This window comes from Flavobacterium sp. UBA5153, assembly GCA_002413745.1.
Lineage (GTDB): Bacteria > Bacteroidota > Bacteroidia > Flavobacteriales > Flavobacteriaceae > Flavobacterium.
This window is the reverse complement of sequence record DHXP01000073.1, coordinates 248592-264349: the sequence shown is the minus strand read 5'-3', so window position 1 is coordinate 264349 and position 15758 is coordinate 248592. Positions and strand designations below refer to the sequence as shown.

At 33.5% G+C, this 15758-nt stretch carries 15 protein-coding genes; 12 read left to right on the top strand and 3 right to left on the bottom strand.

All coding sequences use genetic code 11. The annotated features are described in order from the left end of the window. Window positions 1-150 precede the first annotated feature (150 nt). The 4 genes from pfkA (at window position 151) to B2145_RS15570 (ending at window position 3632) form a co-directional block, all read left to right on the top strand. On the top strand, window positions 151-1137 hold the full coding sequence (gene pfkA, locus B2145_RS15585; protein WP_291104283.1) for a 6-phosphofructokinase: 987 nt from the start codon (window positions 151-153) through the stop codon (window positions 1135-1137). Between the two features lie 88 nt (window positions 1138-1225). Further along, window positions 1226-2230 (top strand): type I glyceraldehyde-3-phosphate dehydrogenase, encoded by a 1005-nt coding sequence (gap, locus tag B2145_RS15580; protein ID WP_291104281.1) that lies wholly within the window; start codon window positions 1226-1228, stop codon window positions 2228-2230. Between the two features lie 157 nt (window positions 2231-2387). Continuing rightward, entirely contained in the window at window positions 2388-3239 is an 852-nt protein-coding gene (locus B2145_RS15575; protein WP_291104278.1) for an N-acetylglucosamine kinase, read from the top strand. An 18-nt stretch (window positions 3240-3257) separates the two neighbouring features. Further along, window positions 3258-3632, top strand: coding sequence for a methylglyoxal synthase (locus B2145_RS15570; RefSeq protein ID WP_291104276.1), 375 nt, complete (start codon window positions 3258-3260; stop codon window positions 3630-3632). Here the strand turns inward: B2145_RS15570 and B2145_RS15565 are convergent. The 3 genes from B2145_RS15565 to B2145_RS15555 form a co-directional block, all read right to left on the bottom strand. Next, complete coding sequence (locus B2145_RS15565; RefSeq protein WP_291104274.1) at window positions 3613-3993, bottom strand: RidA family protein; 381 nt, start codon at window positions 3991-3993, stop codon at window positions 3613-3615. The two genes, B2145_RS15570 and B2145_RS15565, sit on opposite strands and share 20 nt — an antisense overlap. A 93-nt stretch (window positions 3994-4086) precedes the next feature. Next, window positions 4087-5532 (bottom strand): amidohydrolase, encoded by a 1446-nt coding sequence (locus B2145_RS15560; RefSeq protein WP_291104272.1) that lies wholly within the window; start codon window positions 5530-5532, stop codon window positions 4087-4089. A gap of 85 nt (window positions 5533-5617) precedes the next feature. Continuing rightward, window positions 5618-8350, bottom strand: coding sequence for a putative LPS assembly protein LptD (locus B2145_RS15555; RefSeq protein WP_291104509.1), 2733 nt, complete (start codon window positions 8348-8350; stop codon window positions 5618-5620). A gap of 110 nt (window positions 8351-8460) precedes the next feature. Between B2145_RS15555 and B2145_RS15550 the strand changes: the two genes are divergently transcribed. The 8 genes from B2145_RS15550 (at window position 8461) to B2145_RS15515 (ending at window position 15749) form a co-directional block, all read left to right on the top strand. Next, window positions 8461-9615 (top strand): N-acetylmuramoyl-L-alanine amidase, encoded by a 1155-nt coding sequence (locus tag B2145_RS15550; protein WP_349678075.1) that lies wholly within the window; start codon window positions 8461-8463, stop codon window positions 9613-9615. A 35-nt stretch (window positions 9616-9650) separates the two neighbouring features. Then, a complete protein-coding gene (locus B2145_RS15545; RefSeq protein ID WP_414654594.1) occupies window positions 9651-10814 on the top strand; it encodes an N-acetylmuramoyl-L-alanine amidase family protein in 1164 nt (387 codons plus the stop codon). Between the two features lie 53 nt (window positions 10815-10867). Next, window positions 10868-11833, top strand: coding sequence for an MlaD family protein (locus B2145_RS15540; protein ID WP_291104268.1), 966 nt, complete (start codon window positions 10868-10870; stop codon window positions 11831-11833). Window positions 11834-11838: 5 nt separating this feature from the next. Continuing rightward, complete coding sequence (locus B2145_RS15535) at window positions 11839-13170, top strand: (Fe-S)-binding protein (protein WP_291104266.1); 1332 nt, start codon at window positions 11839-11841, stop codon at window positions 13168-13170. Window positions 13171-13250: 80 nt separating this feature from the next. Then, entirely contained in the window at window positions 13251-13724 is a 474-nt protein-coding gene (locus B2145_RS15530; protein ID WP_291104263.1) for a hypothetical protein, read from the top strand. Window positions 13725-13791: 67 nt separating this feature from the next. Beyond that, window positions 13792-14583 carry a (Fe-S)-binding protein gene (locus B2145_RS15525; protein WP_291104260.1) on the top strand — a complete coding sequence of 264 codons (792 nt, stop codon included), beginning with the start codon at window positions 13792-13794 and terminating at the stop codon, window positions 14581-14583. Between the two features lie 94 nt (window positions 14584-14677). Next, on the top strand, window positions 14678-15226 hold the full coding sequence (locus B2145_RS15520; protein ID WP_291104258.1) for a zinc ribbon domain-containing protein: 549 nt from the start codon (window positions 14678-14680) through the stop codon (window positions 15224-15226). A 40-nt stretch (window positions 15227-15266) separates the two neighbouring features. Further along, window positions 15267-15749, top strand: a complete 483-nt coding sequence (locus B2145_RS15515; protein WP_291104256.1) for an ABC transporter ATPase — start codon at window positions 15267-15269, stop codon at window positions 15747-15749. Window positions 15750-15758: the final 9 nt, after the last annotated feature.

Here is a 15758-nt window from a genome sequence, read left to right as displayed (position 1 = left end):
TAATTATTAGCCAAAATAGTGTTTTTTATTGCAATAGCTTATTAACTTATTAACGAAAACGTTTGAATTTGACTCCCAATACTAATTTATTAAAAACACGGCCATAAAAGTGCTGAATGTTTGTTAATTTTACACTTTAATACATAAATAATGCCAAAAACAATAAAAAAAGTTGGCGTTCTGACCTCTGGTGGAGATTCACCTGGAATGAATGCAGCTATTAGATCAGTAGTTCGAACTTGTGCTTATCATAATATACAATGTGTAGGAATTTACAGAGGATATCAGGGAATGATAGAAGGTGACTTCAAAGAAATGGGAGCAAGAAGTGTTCACAATATCGTTAATAAAGGGGGGACGGTTCTTAAATCGGCACGTTCTAAAGAATTTATGACTGTTGAAGGTCGTAAAAAAGCCCATGAACACCTTGTTAAAGAGGGAATAGATGCATTTGTAGTTATTGGTGGAGACGGAAGCTTTACGGGTGCGGAAATTTTTAATAAAGAATATAATTTTCCAGTAATGGGAATTCCGGGTACCATAGATAATGATATTTTCGGAACCAGCCATACCTTGGGTTATGATACTGCATTAAATACAGTGGTTGAAGTAATTGATAAAATACGAGACACGGCAAGTTCACATAACCGCCTTTTCTTTGTAGAAGTTATGGGACGTGATGCTGGTCATCTTGCATTAAATGCCGGAATTGGCGCTGGAGCAGAAGAAATTTTAATTCCGGAAGAAGATTTAGGATTAGACAGATTATTGGAATCACTCAAAAAAAGTAAGGCGGCAGGTAAATCTTCGAGTATCGTGGTTATTGCCGAAGGAGATAAAATTGGTAAAAATGTTTTCGAATTAAAAGATTATGTGGAAGCCAATTTGCCTGAATATGAAGTTCGCGTTTCGGTTTTAGGACACATGCAACGGGGTGGTGCACCATCCTGTTACGATAGAGTTCTTGCCAGCAGGTTAGGCGTAAAAGCAGTGGAATCTCTATTGGAAGGAAAATCAAATTTCATGGTTGGTATGTTGAATGATAAAGTCGAGCTTACTCCATTGGAACAAGCCATAAAAGGACATACAGAAATAGATAGGGAATTACTTCGCGTTTCTGAAATCATGTCAATATAAAAAAGGTTTAAGGTTTAGAGTTCGAAGTTGAGCAACATTAAACCTTAAATCTTAAAAATAAATTAATAAACGATTAAATAAAAAAAGAATGTCAAAAGTAAAATTAGGAATTAACGGTTTCGGAAGAATAGGAAGAATAGTTTTTAGAGAGTCCTATAATAGAGACAATGTAGAAGTAGTGGCAATCAATGATTTACTTGATGTGGATCACTTAGCTTATTTATTAAAATACGATTCAGTACACGGACGTTTTAACGGTACTGTTGAAGTAAAAGAAGGTAAATTATATGTAAACGGAAAAAACATTCGTATCACTGCTGAAAGAAATCCAGCTGATTTGAAATGGAATGAAGTTGATGTTGATGTAGTTGCTGAATGTACAGGTTTCTTTACAACTATCGAAACTGCAAATGAACATATCAAAGGTGGTGCTAAAAAAGTAATCATTTCTGCTCCTTCTGCAGATGCTCCAATGTTTGTAATGGGTGTAAATCACGAAACTGCAAAAGCTTCTGATTTAATCGTTTCTAATGCTTCTTGTACAACAAACTGTTTGGCTCCTTTGGCTAAAGTTATTAATGATAATTTTGGAATTGTTGAAGCTTTAATGACTACTGTTCACGCTACAACTTCAACTCAAATGACAACTGATGGACCTTCTAGAAAAGACTGGAGAGGTGGACGTGCTGCTTCTTGTAACATTATCCCATCTTCTACAGGAGCTGCTAAAGCAGTAGGAAAAGTTATTCCTTCATTGAACGGAAAACTTACAGGTATGTCAATGCGTGTTCCTACAGTTGATGTTTCTGTAGTTGATTTAACTGTAAAAGTTGCAAAAGAAACTTCTTATGAAGAAGTTATGGCTGCTTTAAAATTGGCTTCTGAAACTACTATGAAAGGAATTATGGGATACACTGAAGATTTAGTTGTTTCTCAAGATTTTGTATCAGATTCAAGAACTTCTATTATTGATGCTAACGCTGGAATCGGATTGAATTCCACTTTCTTCAAAATCATATCTTGGTACGATAATGAATATGGATATTCCAGCAAATTGATCGATTTATCCGTGCATATCGCAGGTTTAAAATAATTATATATATATTTACAAAATCCCGTTCGCTTCAGCGTGCGGGATTTTTTTTAATCTATTATGGTATTATCGTTAATAGAAACAACCAAACCAAATATAAATTCTGAATTAGCTTTGAGGAAACGCCTGGATCCTAATTCTAAAATCCAAAATAAAGATGAGATTATTAGTTGATAGTGGCTCCACCAAAGCCGATTGGATAGCAATAGATGAAGAAGGAAAAGTATTGTTTACCACCCAAACATTAGGATTGAATCCTGAAATTCTTGATGGTAAGGAAATTGTTGAGCGTTTAAATGATCGTTTTGACATCTTGCAAAACAAAAAAAATGCCACCCATTTATTTTTCTATGGTGCGGGTTGTGGCACTGATAAAATGAGAATTGAACTTTCACAAGTTTTTCAGGATTATTTTCCCAATGCCATTATTGCTGTTCACGAAGATACTTACGCGGCAGTTTTTGCAACAACTCCAAAAGGTGAAAAAGCTATTGTGAGTATTCTTGGAACAGGATCGAACTGTAGTTATTTTGATGGAAAAGTTTTACATCAAAAAGTACAGTCACTTGGCTATATCATTATGGATGATTGTAGCGGTAATGTTTTTGGAAAAGAATTAATTAGAAAATATTATTTTAATAAAATGCCAAAGGAATTGGCTCTTGAATTTGAAAAAGAGTACAATTTAGATCCGGATTTTGTTAAAAGCAAATTATATAAAGAACCAAATCCCAATGCATATTTGGCTACTTTTGCAAAATTCCTGATTCAACATAAAGAAACTGAATTTTGTAAAAAAATCATCTTCAAAGAAATGAAATCTTTTGTAAAAAATTATATAAGACAATATGATAATTGCAAAGAAGTACCGGTACATTTTGTAGGTTCGATAGCTTTTTATTTGAAGGATGAATTACAACAAACCTTTGATAAATATGAATTACAATTAGGCAATGTCCTTAGAAGACCGATTGATGGGCTTATTGCTTACCATATTGCAAATAAATAAAATATAAAATACACTTTTATGGAAATTGCTATTATTGCCCACGATGGTAAAAAGGCGGATATGGTTCAATTTTTGAATAAAAATCAGACCATTTTGCAACAGGAAAGAATTAAACTAATTGCAACCGGAACAACAGGAAGCAAAGCCGAAAATGCAGGTTTCAAAGTGTTGAAAATGCTTTCCGGGCCATTAGGAGGAGATGCTCAAATTGCAGCAAGAGTTGCAGAAGGTAAAACCCAAATGGTTTTATTTTTTAAAGATCCACTATCCAGTCATGCCCATGATGCCGACATTAATATGCTTATTCGTGTTTGTGATGTTCATAATGTGCCATTGGCGACTAATGAAGCAACGGCACAATTATTATTGGATGCTATAGCACAGCAATCATAGAAATTTCGACATTTACATTTTTTGGCAAACAAGCCACTTGAACCGTTTCACGAGCTGGAGCGGTTTTTTCGTTAAAATAAGAACCATAAACGGCATTTATACTCCCAAAATCATTCATACTCATTATGAATATGGTAGTTTTCACCACGTTTTCAAACGTCATTCCAGCAGCTTCCAACACTGCCTTCATATTTTGCATTACTTGTTGCGTTTCGGCCTCAATATTTGCTGTCACTAATTCTCCAGTTGCTGGGTTTATTGCAATTTGACCAGAGGTATAAAGTGTATTTCCTTTAAGAACAGCTTGATTATAAGGTCCGATTGGAGCTGGGGATTTTTCGGTAAAAATTATTTTTTTCATAATAAGACGGGAATTATTTTTGGAATTAAATTATTTAAAAATGATTTGCAATTAGAAAAACTAAAAGTATTAAAAAAAATATTAGGTTCCTTTTTAGTCTCTATAATTTAAAGCAGGTTTTCTATCTCCGAGCAATGCTTTATATAAATAATCGCCTTTTGAATTTATAAATTCTTCTTTTGCTTTAGTAATTAAATTAGTATCTTTAAATAAATCGATGGAAGTAAGGGCTATGGTTTTTGCAGCTATCATTAATCCTTTGATGCCAATATCAGTTCCACCACAAGCAACTGCTTGCCAACTATGTGCTGATGTTCCAGGAACCCAAGTTGCAGTTTCAATACCTACTGTCGGAACAGTATAACTTATATCACCTACATCTGTACTTCCTTGTCCGGCATCAGACTTATTTTTTAAAGGTTTGATGGAAGCGGCTGTTTCAATGCCTGGCGCTTTAAAGTCAAAGCTATTCTGAATCTTTTTTGCAAACTCAATTTCAGCAGAAGTATATTGTATTCCGCCTACTTTTTCAAGATTAGTTTGCATAATTTGTGCCAAGGTATTATTGATTAGTAAATCATGTGTCCCGCCAATAATTTCATAATCCATTCTTGTACTAGTTCCCATTGCTGCTCCTTCGGCTGCTTTTACTACTCTATCAAAAATAGCTTTTACCATATCTTTCCTAGGATGACGTACATAATAATAGGCTTCGGCAAAGTCAGGCACTACATTTGGGGCTTTCCCCCCGTTAGTGATTACATAATGAATGCGAGTTTCTTGGGGTACGTGTTCTCGCATCATATTTACCATATAATCCATGCTTTCTACAGCATCCAATGCTGAGCGTCCTCTATTTGGGGAAGCGGCAGCATGTGCTGCAACACCATAAAATCGAAATTTAGCAGATATATTGGACAAAGAACTAGTCATAGTAACTTTGTTTTCATCACTTGGATGCCAGTGCAGCACTATATCCACATCATTAAATAGACCAGCACGAACCAAATATACCTTACCACTTCCGCCTTCCTCAGCTGGGCAGCCATATACTTTTATAGTTCCTTTTAAATCTCCGGAGGCAATCAATTTTTTGATTTCTACACCAGCAGCTATACTAGCCGTGCCAAATAAATGATGTCCGCAGCCATGACCTGAATCCATACCCTCCTTAGTTTTTTTTTCGGAAATTGCCTCTTGAGATAAACCTGGTAACGCATCAAATTCAGCTAATATTGCAATAACCGGACTACCGCTGCCATACGTACCTATAAATGAAGTGGGCATTTCAGCAACTCCAGATTGTACGGTAAAACCATTTTCTTTTAGTATATTTTGTAAAAGACCACTGCTCTTAACTTCCTTATACCCTAACTCTGCATTATTCCATATTTGAAGGGCTGTTTTTTTATTGGCATCATAGGAAGATTCTATATCCGATATGGCTTGAGATTTTATAGCCACTATGGTTTTTTTATTTTGTGCATTGCTTATATGTAGCAATAAGATAAAAATTAGGGAAATATGAAATTTACTCATAAGAAGGGTTTTTATTTTATTTATATATAATATCCAAAATAATTTGTTGTATTCAAGAGATAAGGAAAGTCAAATATAGGTTAAATTAACGTATTCTTCTGTCAGGAACATTTCGTTTGTCCCATTTAATATCGCTTAATACACCAGATTTTATTCCAATGAAGAAGCCCCAATTAGCATTGGTTCCAAATGGTGTCCAATTGAAACTCATTCTCCAACTCAATAAATCTCTCTCGAAACGAAGTTGTGTGAATGTTACTCCATTTTGAACGAAATCATATCCTGTGGAAACTCCCACTTTCCATTTTGGAGTTAAATCGGTATTAATTGAAACCATCAATGAATTTCCAATAATTTTTTTCTCTCTATTGTTGTCTCCATAAGTAAGTGAATAAGCAAACGTCATATCCCAAGGCAATTTTGACTTAAAAAACTCCGAAATCTCATCTTCACCTTTATCTTCACTTTCACCAAATTGGCTTTTTTTGCTATCCCCTAAATCGGTATTTGTTCCAAATAAATCATCAGCTCGACCACCATTTCTTTGACTTTGTGTATTTTTATCTTTCTTGGCATCCTCTTTTCCCTTGTTTGAAACAGAATAATTTAAAGTCATGTTGGCACTTGTCATTCTAAACAAACTTCCACCATTATCAATATTAAAAACATTAATTCTTTTTCCTGAATTATCTATGGCATATGGATCCAATGTTGCTCCAAAATTGACATTCATTTTATTGTTAAATAGTTGTGTACCACCACTTACCCGCACCGGTGACCAAGCAAGTGAAGTAATACCGTCAGCATTGAGATCATAACTCGTAGAAAGATTCAAGTTATTAAGAAGCATGACTTTTTTGGCTTGGGTCTTTGTGCTATCCTTATCGGTAACTTTTGCCTCAAATGTATTACTCAAATCAAATCCAAGGGAATTAGAATTGTTTTTGCCGGGTGCTCCATAAATGCCTCCCTCAAATCTGGAATAATCTTTTGTCATTGTTCCGCTGGCATCGGTAGCATAAGTATCATAATATTTTGCAAAACTAGGGGTATAACCATAAGAAACGGAAGGTCTCATTACGTGTCTAATTGATTGTATTTTTTTATTGGCACCAAAATTAAATGTTCCATAAATGGTGGTTCCCAAGCTTGAAGAAAAAGAGTAGGTTCTATAGGCATCAAAACCATTTACAATGTTGTCCACCACTTTACTTTGATTTATGTCAAAACTTCTTTTGATAGTTTTCATATACCAAACTTCTTTATAATTTAAGGATGTCGAGGCACTGAAATATTTGAATAATTTAAAATTAGTACTCAATGGAATAGTATGCTCAACACCAGTTTTGGCATCTCTAAACATTTGGGGTTTAAAGAACAGTGAATCTGTAGTCGTTATGCTATTTCTTCCATTTAAATTGTATTGCAAATTAATATTCTTGAAAAATCCCTTTTTCACTCCGTCTTTTCCAACAAAAGGATAAATACGATCGACACTAAGTTGTAGTGTTGGCAATGTCATATTAATTTGCTCGGTTTGTGTGTTTTGGGAATGTGTTGCCGTCAATGACATTCTAACTTGCGGGATGGAATTGAACGTTTTGGAATATGAAATGGAGGAACTTAATGTGTTATTAAGGTTTGAACCAATATTAACCAAGTTGATAGATTGTTTAAAATATTTGCTGCTTCCAAGATTTACAGATGCGGAAAAACTTGAATTCGGGTTTGATTTCGAATCTTTTGAATGAGACCATTGAATATTGTATATCTTTTGTTTCGAATAATCGGGGTAGCCTCTTTCGCTATTAATTAAGTTTTCAAATCGAACGTTTATGTTACCACGATAGCTATATCGTTTTGCATAAGCCGATTCGAAACGCATGCCATAACTCCCATTAGTATAATAATCCCCTGAAACCGTTAAATCATAATTATCACTGAGTGCAAAGTAATAACCTCCATTTTGAAGGGAAAAACCTCTAGTATTAGAGTCATTATAACTTGGTAAAATCACTCCCGAAATACTGATTTCTTTGCCCATTGGAAAAAAAGCAAAAGGTAATGCTATTGGTGTGGGTACATCGGCTATAACCATATTGGTCAGACCGGTTACCACTTTTTTGCCGGGAATAAATTTTACTTTACTGGTCTGAAAATAATATTCTGGATGATCAACATCTTTGGATGTCGTGAAACGAGCTCCTTTTAAAAAATAAACAGAATCATTTTCCTTTTTGGTAATTGCGGCTTTTATTTTAAACTCTCCCTGATCAGATCTTGAATTCCAAATTAAAGTCTTTTTTGTCTTAAAATTAAACCGAATCGAATCGGGTTCGACGACGTTTGCTCCTTGTTTAAAATTTGGATATTGGGTGTAAACTCCCGAAGAATCTTTAATTCGACCGGCATATACTTCATTTTTTTCATAATCCAGCACTATTATTCCCGATTTTAATTCGATATCTTGATAGTACAATTCGGCTTTATCGTATAAGGTGATGAGTTTTTTCTTTTGCTCAATTTTAGCATATTTTTCGGCTTTGTATTTTACTTTACCTTCGAGAAATGCTTTTTTTGGTTTGATGCTGTCAGTTTTTATGGTATCCGCTACTTTTTCCACAATTGGAATTGGTTTGCCAGTTTTATTGTTGACAATATTGGGGCTATCTATTTGTTTTTTTGCGGGTAGGACTGTCGTTTTTTTTGTTATATCTTGTGAATATAATTTACCAGATCCAATTGTTAGGAAAATTGATAATAAAACGATATTAAATAAGTTTGTATTCAAAGGTTTTAATGCTATTTTTGTAAAAATATGGCTTGTTTATTGAGGTGTCAAACTTACATATAAATTTTTGTCAAAAATAATCAATTAATCAATTTATACCCTATTGTTTTAAATATAATTAAAATAGTTTTATTCATATGTTTAATAAAAATAAAGTGTTATTTACTTTTTTTCTAACGATAGTTTCTTTTGTCACTTACAGTCAATCCGGGGTATTCAAGGTAATTTTGGATGCGGGGCATGGAGGTCACGATCCAGGTACAAGGCATTATGGGCATATCGAAAAAAATATTGCGCTTGCAATAACATTAAAAGTGGGGAAAATTTTAGAAGAAGATTCGTTAATGAAGGTTATTTATACCAGGAAAACTGATGTTTTCGTAACATTAAAAGATAGAGCAAACATTGCAAATAAAGCAAATGCCGATTTATTTATATGTATTCATTGCAATTCCAATAATAACACTGCTGCTACTGGTACCGAAATTTACGTAATGGGAATGTCTAGAGCCAATATGAATTTTGAAGTTTCTAAAACAGAAAACTCGGTAATCTTTTTAGAAGATAATTACAAACAAACTTATAAAGGATTTGATCCAAACAACCCTGAAACATTAATAGGTTTAAAATTAATTCAAGAAAATAATTTAACAAGCAGTATTAGTTTGGCATCAAAAATTCAAGATAATTTCCAAAATAATAATATAGAATCTAGGGGTGTGAAGCAAGAGCCGTTATGGGTTTTAGATGCTTCTGTTATGCCAGGAGTTTTAATTGAAACAGGTTTTGTTTCTAATCCTAGCGAAGGTAATGTTTTAGAATCTGAAAAAGGTCAAAACGACCGAGCAAAAGCAATAGCAGAGGCAATCGTTAGCTACAAAAACGAATATTTTGGTAACGGGAATTCAGATAACAATGCTGAAAAACCATCCCAAAAAATTATCGAAAAAGTTATAAAAGACACTTCATCTTCATTGAAACTTAAATTAATAGAAGAACCGGCAATAAAAAAAGCCGTAATTAATCAAGATGCAAAAGGAATTATTTTTAAAGTGCAACTTTCGGCAAGTTCAAGAAAATTAGAATTAACACCGAATAATTTTAATGGATTGAAAAATATTTCAATGTTGGCTGAGAATAAATTTTATAAATATATGTATGGCGAAACGTCAAATCTTGATGAAGCAAAAAAAATGCAACTTAAAGCTCGAAACACAGGATTTTCAGACGCATTTGTTCTTGTAATTAAAGAGGGTAAAAGTAGTAACGTTAATGATGTTGTTAAACAATAATAACTAAATTTGTAAAAAAATAAATTTTGAAATTAATAAGAGAATTTAGAAAGACTTCTATAGCACTATCATTTATAATACTGTTAGTTTATAGTTCAGCTTTTGGTCAATCTAATCTTTTCAAGGTAACTTTGGACGCGGGCCATGGAGCACATGATTTTGGAGCTACTTATAATGGTCATGTAGAAAAAAATATAAACTTGGCACTTGTACTTAAAGTGGGACGAATATTAGAACAAAATCCTAAAATTAATGTCGTATATACCAGAAAAACAGATGTTTTTATAGATTTAATTGAAAGAGCCAATATTGCCAATAGAGCCGATTCCAATATTTTTGTTTCCATTCATTGCAATGCCAATAAAAACACGGCAGGTGATGGAACGGAAACCTACGTTATGGGGATGTCCAAAACTGCTTCAAATTTAGAAGCTGCCAAAAAAGAGAACTCTGTTATTACCTTGGAAAAAGATTACAAACAGAAATATGAAGGTTTTGATCCCAATTCTCCTGAAACTATGATAGGAATGACCTTGATGCAGGAGGAATATATGGATAATAGTATTTCACTGGCAAGTATGGTGGAAGATGCTTTTGGGAAACTAGGCAAAAAAATTAGAGGTGAGGGTGTAAAGCAGGCTCCTTTTATGGTTCTTCACAAAGCGTATATGCCAAGAATCTTGATAGAAACAGGATTTATTTCTAATTACACTGAAGGCAATGCTTTAGATTCTGAAGAAGGACAAAACGAAATAGCAAAAGCAATAGCAGAGGCGATCGTTGGTTACAAAAACGAATATTTTGGTAACGGGAATTCAGATAACAATGCTGAAAAACCATCCCGAAAAATTATCGAAAAAGCTATAAAAGACACTTCATCGCCATTGAAACTTAAATTAATAGAAGAACCGGCAATAAAAAAAGCAGTAATTAATCAAGATGCAAAAGGAATTATTTTTAAAGTGCAACTTTCTGCAAGTTCAAAAAAATTAGAATTAACACCAAATAATTTTAATGGATTGAAAAATATTTCAATGTTGGCTGAAAAAAAATTTTACAAATATATGTATGGCGAAACTTCTGATTACGACGAGGCCAAAAAGCAATTACAAGAAGCAAAATCAAAAGGATATGATTCCGCTTATTTAATTGCATTTAAAAACGGAGAAAAGATTAGTGTTCAAGATGCGCTCAAATAGTATTAATAGCAAGTTTAATTATTTTATATTAAATTTGTCAAAACATTTAAATTTTGAAATTAACACGAGAAATTAAAACCGCCATATTAGTCATCGCAACTATCTTGTTGTTTATCTGGGGCTACAGTTTTCTAAAAGGAAGAGACCTTTTTACCAATTATAAAACATTTTATGTAGAATATGACAATGTGGAGGGATTGGCTAAATCGGCTCCTGTTACCATAAACGGTTTAACCGTAGGTAAAGTAAGTAGTATTACCTTAAGTGAGAATACTGGAAAACTGTTAGTGGAATTACAATTAAAAACTGATTTTCCTATCTCTAAATCTAGCATAGCCGCCATTTATGAGCCCGGTTTTATTGCTGGAAAACAAATTGCAATTTATCCTAATTTTAGCGATAAAACGATTGCGGTTGATGGTCAGCAACTTCAGGGAAAAATAAAATTAGGACTAACGGCATCTGTAAGCGAAAAGTTGATTCCAATTCAAAAAAAATTAGAGAAGATAATGGTTAATACCGATAATCTAATAACAGGAATCAACAACGTTCTGGACAAGAAAGGGCAAGAAAATTTGAAGACCAGTCTTTCCGAATTAAGCAAAACCATTGCACAATTTCATAAGGCTTCTTCGAGTTTAAATACAATTTTAGATGATAATAAAGGGCAAATAAAAGGAGTGGTAACCAACTTTAATAAAATATCCAGTGATTTTTCTAAAATCTCCGATTCTTTAAACAAAGCCGATTTAGGGAAGACAGCTAAAAACCTTCAAAAAACATTAGCAAATGTTGATAAGCTAATGGCAAATCTACAAGCTGGGAAAGGCACGATGGGTAAAATTTTGAACGATGAATCTTTATACAATAATTTATCCAAGACTTCAAAAGAGTTGGAATTATTGTTGCAAGACGTAAGGCTTCATCCAACACGTTATGTAAATGTTTCTCTCTTTGGAAAGAAAAACAAGCCTTATGTTGAGCCGGTAAATGATACGGTTACAAAAGTTAAAAACTAGCAATTATGGGCTATTTAGACAATATTTTATTTGCAATACTCCTTGTTTTAGGTTTTGGTTATTTTTATGTTAATATAAAAAAAATCATTAGAAACATAAATCTTGGAACAGCCATAAACCGCAAAGACAATCCTAAAGCTCGTTGGAAAAATATGGCAATGATTGCCCTTGGACAATCCAAGATGGTTCGAAGACCGGTTGCCGGAGTACTTCACATCATAGTTTACGCTGGTTTTATAATCATTAATATAGAATTGCTGGAAATTATTATTGATGGCTTATTTGGCACCCATCGAATTTTCGCCTTTTTGGGAACTTTCTACGATGTATTGATTGGTTCTTTCGAGATCTTGGCTTTATTGGTTTTGGTTGCCGTGTTTACTTTTTGGATTAGAAGAAATATTATTAGACTGAAACGATTTGCCAACAAAGATTTGAGTGGTTTTCCTAAAAATGATGCCAATTATATTCTGTATTTCGAAGTTGTTTTGATGTCGTTGTTTTTGCTGATGAATGCCACTGATTTGCACTTACAAAACATTTCAGGAGGATATTCTCATTTTATTAAAGCTGGAAGTTTTCCAATTAGTCATTTCATAGAACCTTTATTTAATGGCTATTCGAACGAATTGGTGATGCTTTTCTCTGAAATATTCTGGTGGTTACACATTGTTGGCATATTGATTTTTATGAACTATTTATATTTTTCAAAACACCTTCATATTCTTTTGGCTTTCCCCAATACTTATTTTGCTGATTTAAATCCAAAAGGCAAATTGGATAATCTGGAATCAGTTACCAATGAAGTGAAAATGATGATGGATCCAAACGCCAATCCTTATGCAGCAGCTCCTGCAAGCGAAAATGCTGTCCCAAGCAAATTTGGAGCAAGTGACATTCAGGATTTAAATTGGGTGCAATTAATGAATGCCTACACCTGTACCGAATGTGGTCGTTGTACTTCATCCTGTCCAGCAAATATTACAGGAAAAAAATTATCTCCTCGTAAAATTATGATGGATACCAGAGATAGGCTTGAAGAAGTGGGAAGAAATATAGATGCCAATAAGGGAGTTTTTGTACCGGACAACAAATCATTATTGAACGATTACATCACTCCCGAAGAGTTATGGGCTTGTACTTCGTGCAATGCTTGTGTCGAAGAATGTCCGGTAAATATAAGTCCGCTTTCGATTATTATGGATATGCGTCGCTATTTAGTGATGGAGCAAAGTGCTGCGCCAGCACCAATAAATGCAATGATGACCAATATCGAAAATAATGGAGCGCCTTGGCAATACAACCAGCAAGACCGATTGAATTGGAAAAACGAATAAAATTCCCCACCCCAGCCCTCCCCGAAGGGGAGGGAGTTGAAACTAGAAAGATTGGAGTGTAACATTGTTAGTATATTAAAATGATTTTAAAAATAAATATTACAGAATTTAGAGAACGTTTAAATAAAAACACAAAATATGGTAATCCAAAAATAAAAGGAACACCATTTGGTGCCTTTTACATATTTGGAGAATCAAATAAAATTTTCTTTGGAACTTATGATAAAAATAAATTTGAATTAACTAAAAACTTTATTACTCAAATAACACCATATATCATTTCTGGAGAAATTCAATCTAAAAACAATATTCAAACTGAAGTAAATTACGAAATTAAACCAATTGGATTTGGCTATTATTGGATGAAATATTTGCTGTTAATTATGATTCCTATGTTTAATTTAATCCTTTATACACAATCAGCACCTTTCGAAATATTTAAAATAGCAAATCTAGGTCTATTCCCTATGGGTATTTTTAACTATTTTTATATGAGAAGAAAAAAAAATAAACTTGAAAATGATTTTAAAAATTTTTTTGAAATAGAAATATAAAATAACACATTCACCTCTCGGCTCCCTCTCCTTCGGAGAGGGCTGGGGTGAGGATAAACATTATATAATGTCAGAAGTATTAATAGTGCCAACAATGACCGAAATGATGGCTCAAGGCAAGCAACCTGAAGTGTTGTTTTGGGTAGGATGCGCAGGAAGTTTCGACGATAGGGCAAAAAAAATCACAAAGGCATTTGTGCAAATATTAAATCGTGCCAATGTTTCCTTTGCGGTTCTTGGTACCGAAGAAAGTTGTTCTGGTGATCCGGCAAAACGGGCAGGAAACGAGTTTCTGTTTCAAATGCAGGCCATGACAAATATTGAAGTTATGAATGCCTATGAAGTAAAAAAAATCGTTACCGCTTGTCCGCATTGTTTCAACACCTTGAAAAATGAATATCCGGAATTGGGCGGAAAATACGAAGTGTTTCATCACACCGAGTTCCTAAAATCATTATTAGATGATGGAAGACTGACCGTTGAAGGAGGACAATTCAAGGGAAAACGAATCACTTTCCACGATCCTTGTTATTTGGGAAGAGCCAATAACGTTTACGAAGCACCTCGCGATTTAATCCAAAAACTAGACGCCGAATTAGTCGAAATGAAACGTTCCCGTGCCAATGGATTATGCTGTGGTGCTGGTGGCGCACAAATGTTTAAAGATTCTGAACCCGGCAATAAAGAAATAAATATTGAAAGAACCGAAGACGCTTTAGAAACCAAACCTGATATTATTGCCTCCGGTTGCCCTTTTTGCAATACCATGATGACCGATGGCATCAAAAACAAAGAAAAAGAAGGCGAAGTAAAAGTGATGGACATCGCTGAACTAATTGCCAATGCACAAGATTTGTAATCAATTAAAAATTATGAATTAAAAATTAAAAGTAGGTTGGCAGATACACTCGAAAAAACGTACAAAATTAAAATATAAAAAAAAACAGAAGTTTATGAAAACCATTTGTTCAAATTGCGAAACTGAAAACGAAATAAATTCAAAATATTGTTCAATTTGTGGTTACAAATTACCACTTATAGAAGACGAAAATGTAAAAACTGAAATTGAACAGACTAAAGTGACAAAACCCAAAAGGAAATTTGACTTAAAAACATCTTTAGGTTTTGTCGTTGCATTTATAGTAATGTTTTTTGTGGCGCAAGCAATATTTAAACCATCAATTGACAAACAACTAGCGAATATGGCTAGTGAAATGAATAAAACTTGTCCGATGAATATTGACGAAAATACAACTTTAAAAAATGTAGTTGCTTTACCAAATAATACAGTACAATATAATTATATTTTAGTTGGAATTACAAAAGCAGAAGTGAAACTTGATACTGTGAAAAAATATGTTTTCCCAGGAGTTTTGCAAAACGTAAAAACTAATCCTGGAATGAAATACTTTAGAGATAATAAAATTACTTTAAATTATTATTATTCAGATAAAAATGGTGTATTTGTTACTGAATATGTTGTAAAACCTGATATGTACTAATAAAAAGAATGTCCATCTGCAATCTAAAATCTAAAATAAAATGCTAGTTCCTTTTGAAAATTTACCCGAAGAATCCAAAATTTGGATTTACCAATCCAACAGAAAATTTTCGGATGCGGAATTTTCCGAGATAGAAGCTGATTTGAAATCCTTTCTTGAAAAATGGGAAGCACACAGCGTTGGTCTTGAATCCTCCTATCAAATGAAATACAATCGATTCCTAATTATTGCCGTAAACCAGGAAGTTCAAGCTGCTACTGGATGTTCCATTGATGTTTTGGTACAATTTATCCAAAAATTGGAACAAAAATACAATGTTGATTTATTGGACAAGATGAACGTAACTTTCAAGAATGGGGAACATATTGCCCACAAATCTTTGATTGATTTCAAAAAAATGGCAAAAGAAAAAGCCGTAACAGAGAATACTATCGTTTTCAATAATTTGGTTAATAATATTCAAGAATATAACGAATCTTGGGAAGTTCCGGCAATGGATAGCTGGCATAGTCGTTTTTTCTAAAACTTTAAA

Coding starts and splice junctions, on each gene's coding strand:
- pfkA (WP_291104283.1), top strand. CDS start 151: ATGCCAAAAACAATAAAAAAAGTTGGCGTTCTGACCTCTGGTGGAGAT.
- gap (WP_291104281.1), top strand. CDS start 1,226: ATGTCAAAAGTAAAATTAGGAATTAACGGTTTCGGAAGAATAGGAAGA.
- B2145_RS15575 (WP_291104278.1), top strand. CDS start 2,388: ATGAGATTATTAGTTGATAGTGGCTCCACCAAAGCCGATTGGATAGCA.
- B2145_RS15570 (WP_291104276.1), top strand. CDS start 3,258: ATGGAAATTGCTATTATTGCCCACGATGGTAAAAAGGCGGATATGGTT.
- B2145_RS15565 (WP_291104274.1), bottom strand. CDS start 3,993: ATGAAAAAAATAATTTTTACCGAAAAATCCCCAGCTCCAATCGGACCT.
- B2145_RS15560 (WP_291104272.1), bottom strand. CDS start 5,532: ATGAGTAAATTTCATATTTCCCTAATTTTTATCTTATTGCTACATATA.
- B2145_RS15550 (WP_349678075.1), top strand. CDS start 8,461: ATGTTTAATAAAAATAAAGTGTTATTTACTTTTTTTCTAACGATAGTT.
- B2145_RS15535 (WP_291104266.1), top strand. CDS start 11,839: ATGGGCTATTTAGACAATATTTTATTTGCAATACTCCTTGTTTTAGGT.
- B2145_RS15530 (WP_291104263.1), top strand. CDS start 13,251: ATGATTTTAAAAATAAATATTACAGAATTTAGAGAACGTTTAAATAAA.
- B2145_RS15525 (WP_291104260.1), top strand. CDS start 13,792: ATGTCAGAAGTATTAATAGTGCCAACAATGACCGAAATGATGGCTCAA.
- B2145_RS15520 (WP_291104258.1), top strand. CDS start 14,678: ATGAAAACCATTTGTTCAAATTGCGAAACTGAAAACGAAATAAATTCA.
- B2145_RS15515 (WP_291104256.1), top strand. CDS start 15,267: ATGCTAGTTCCTTTTGAAAATTTACCCGAAGAATCCAAAATTTGGATT.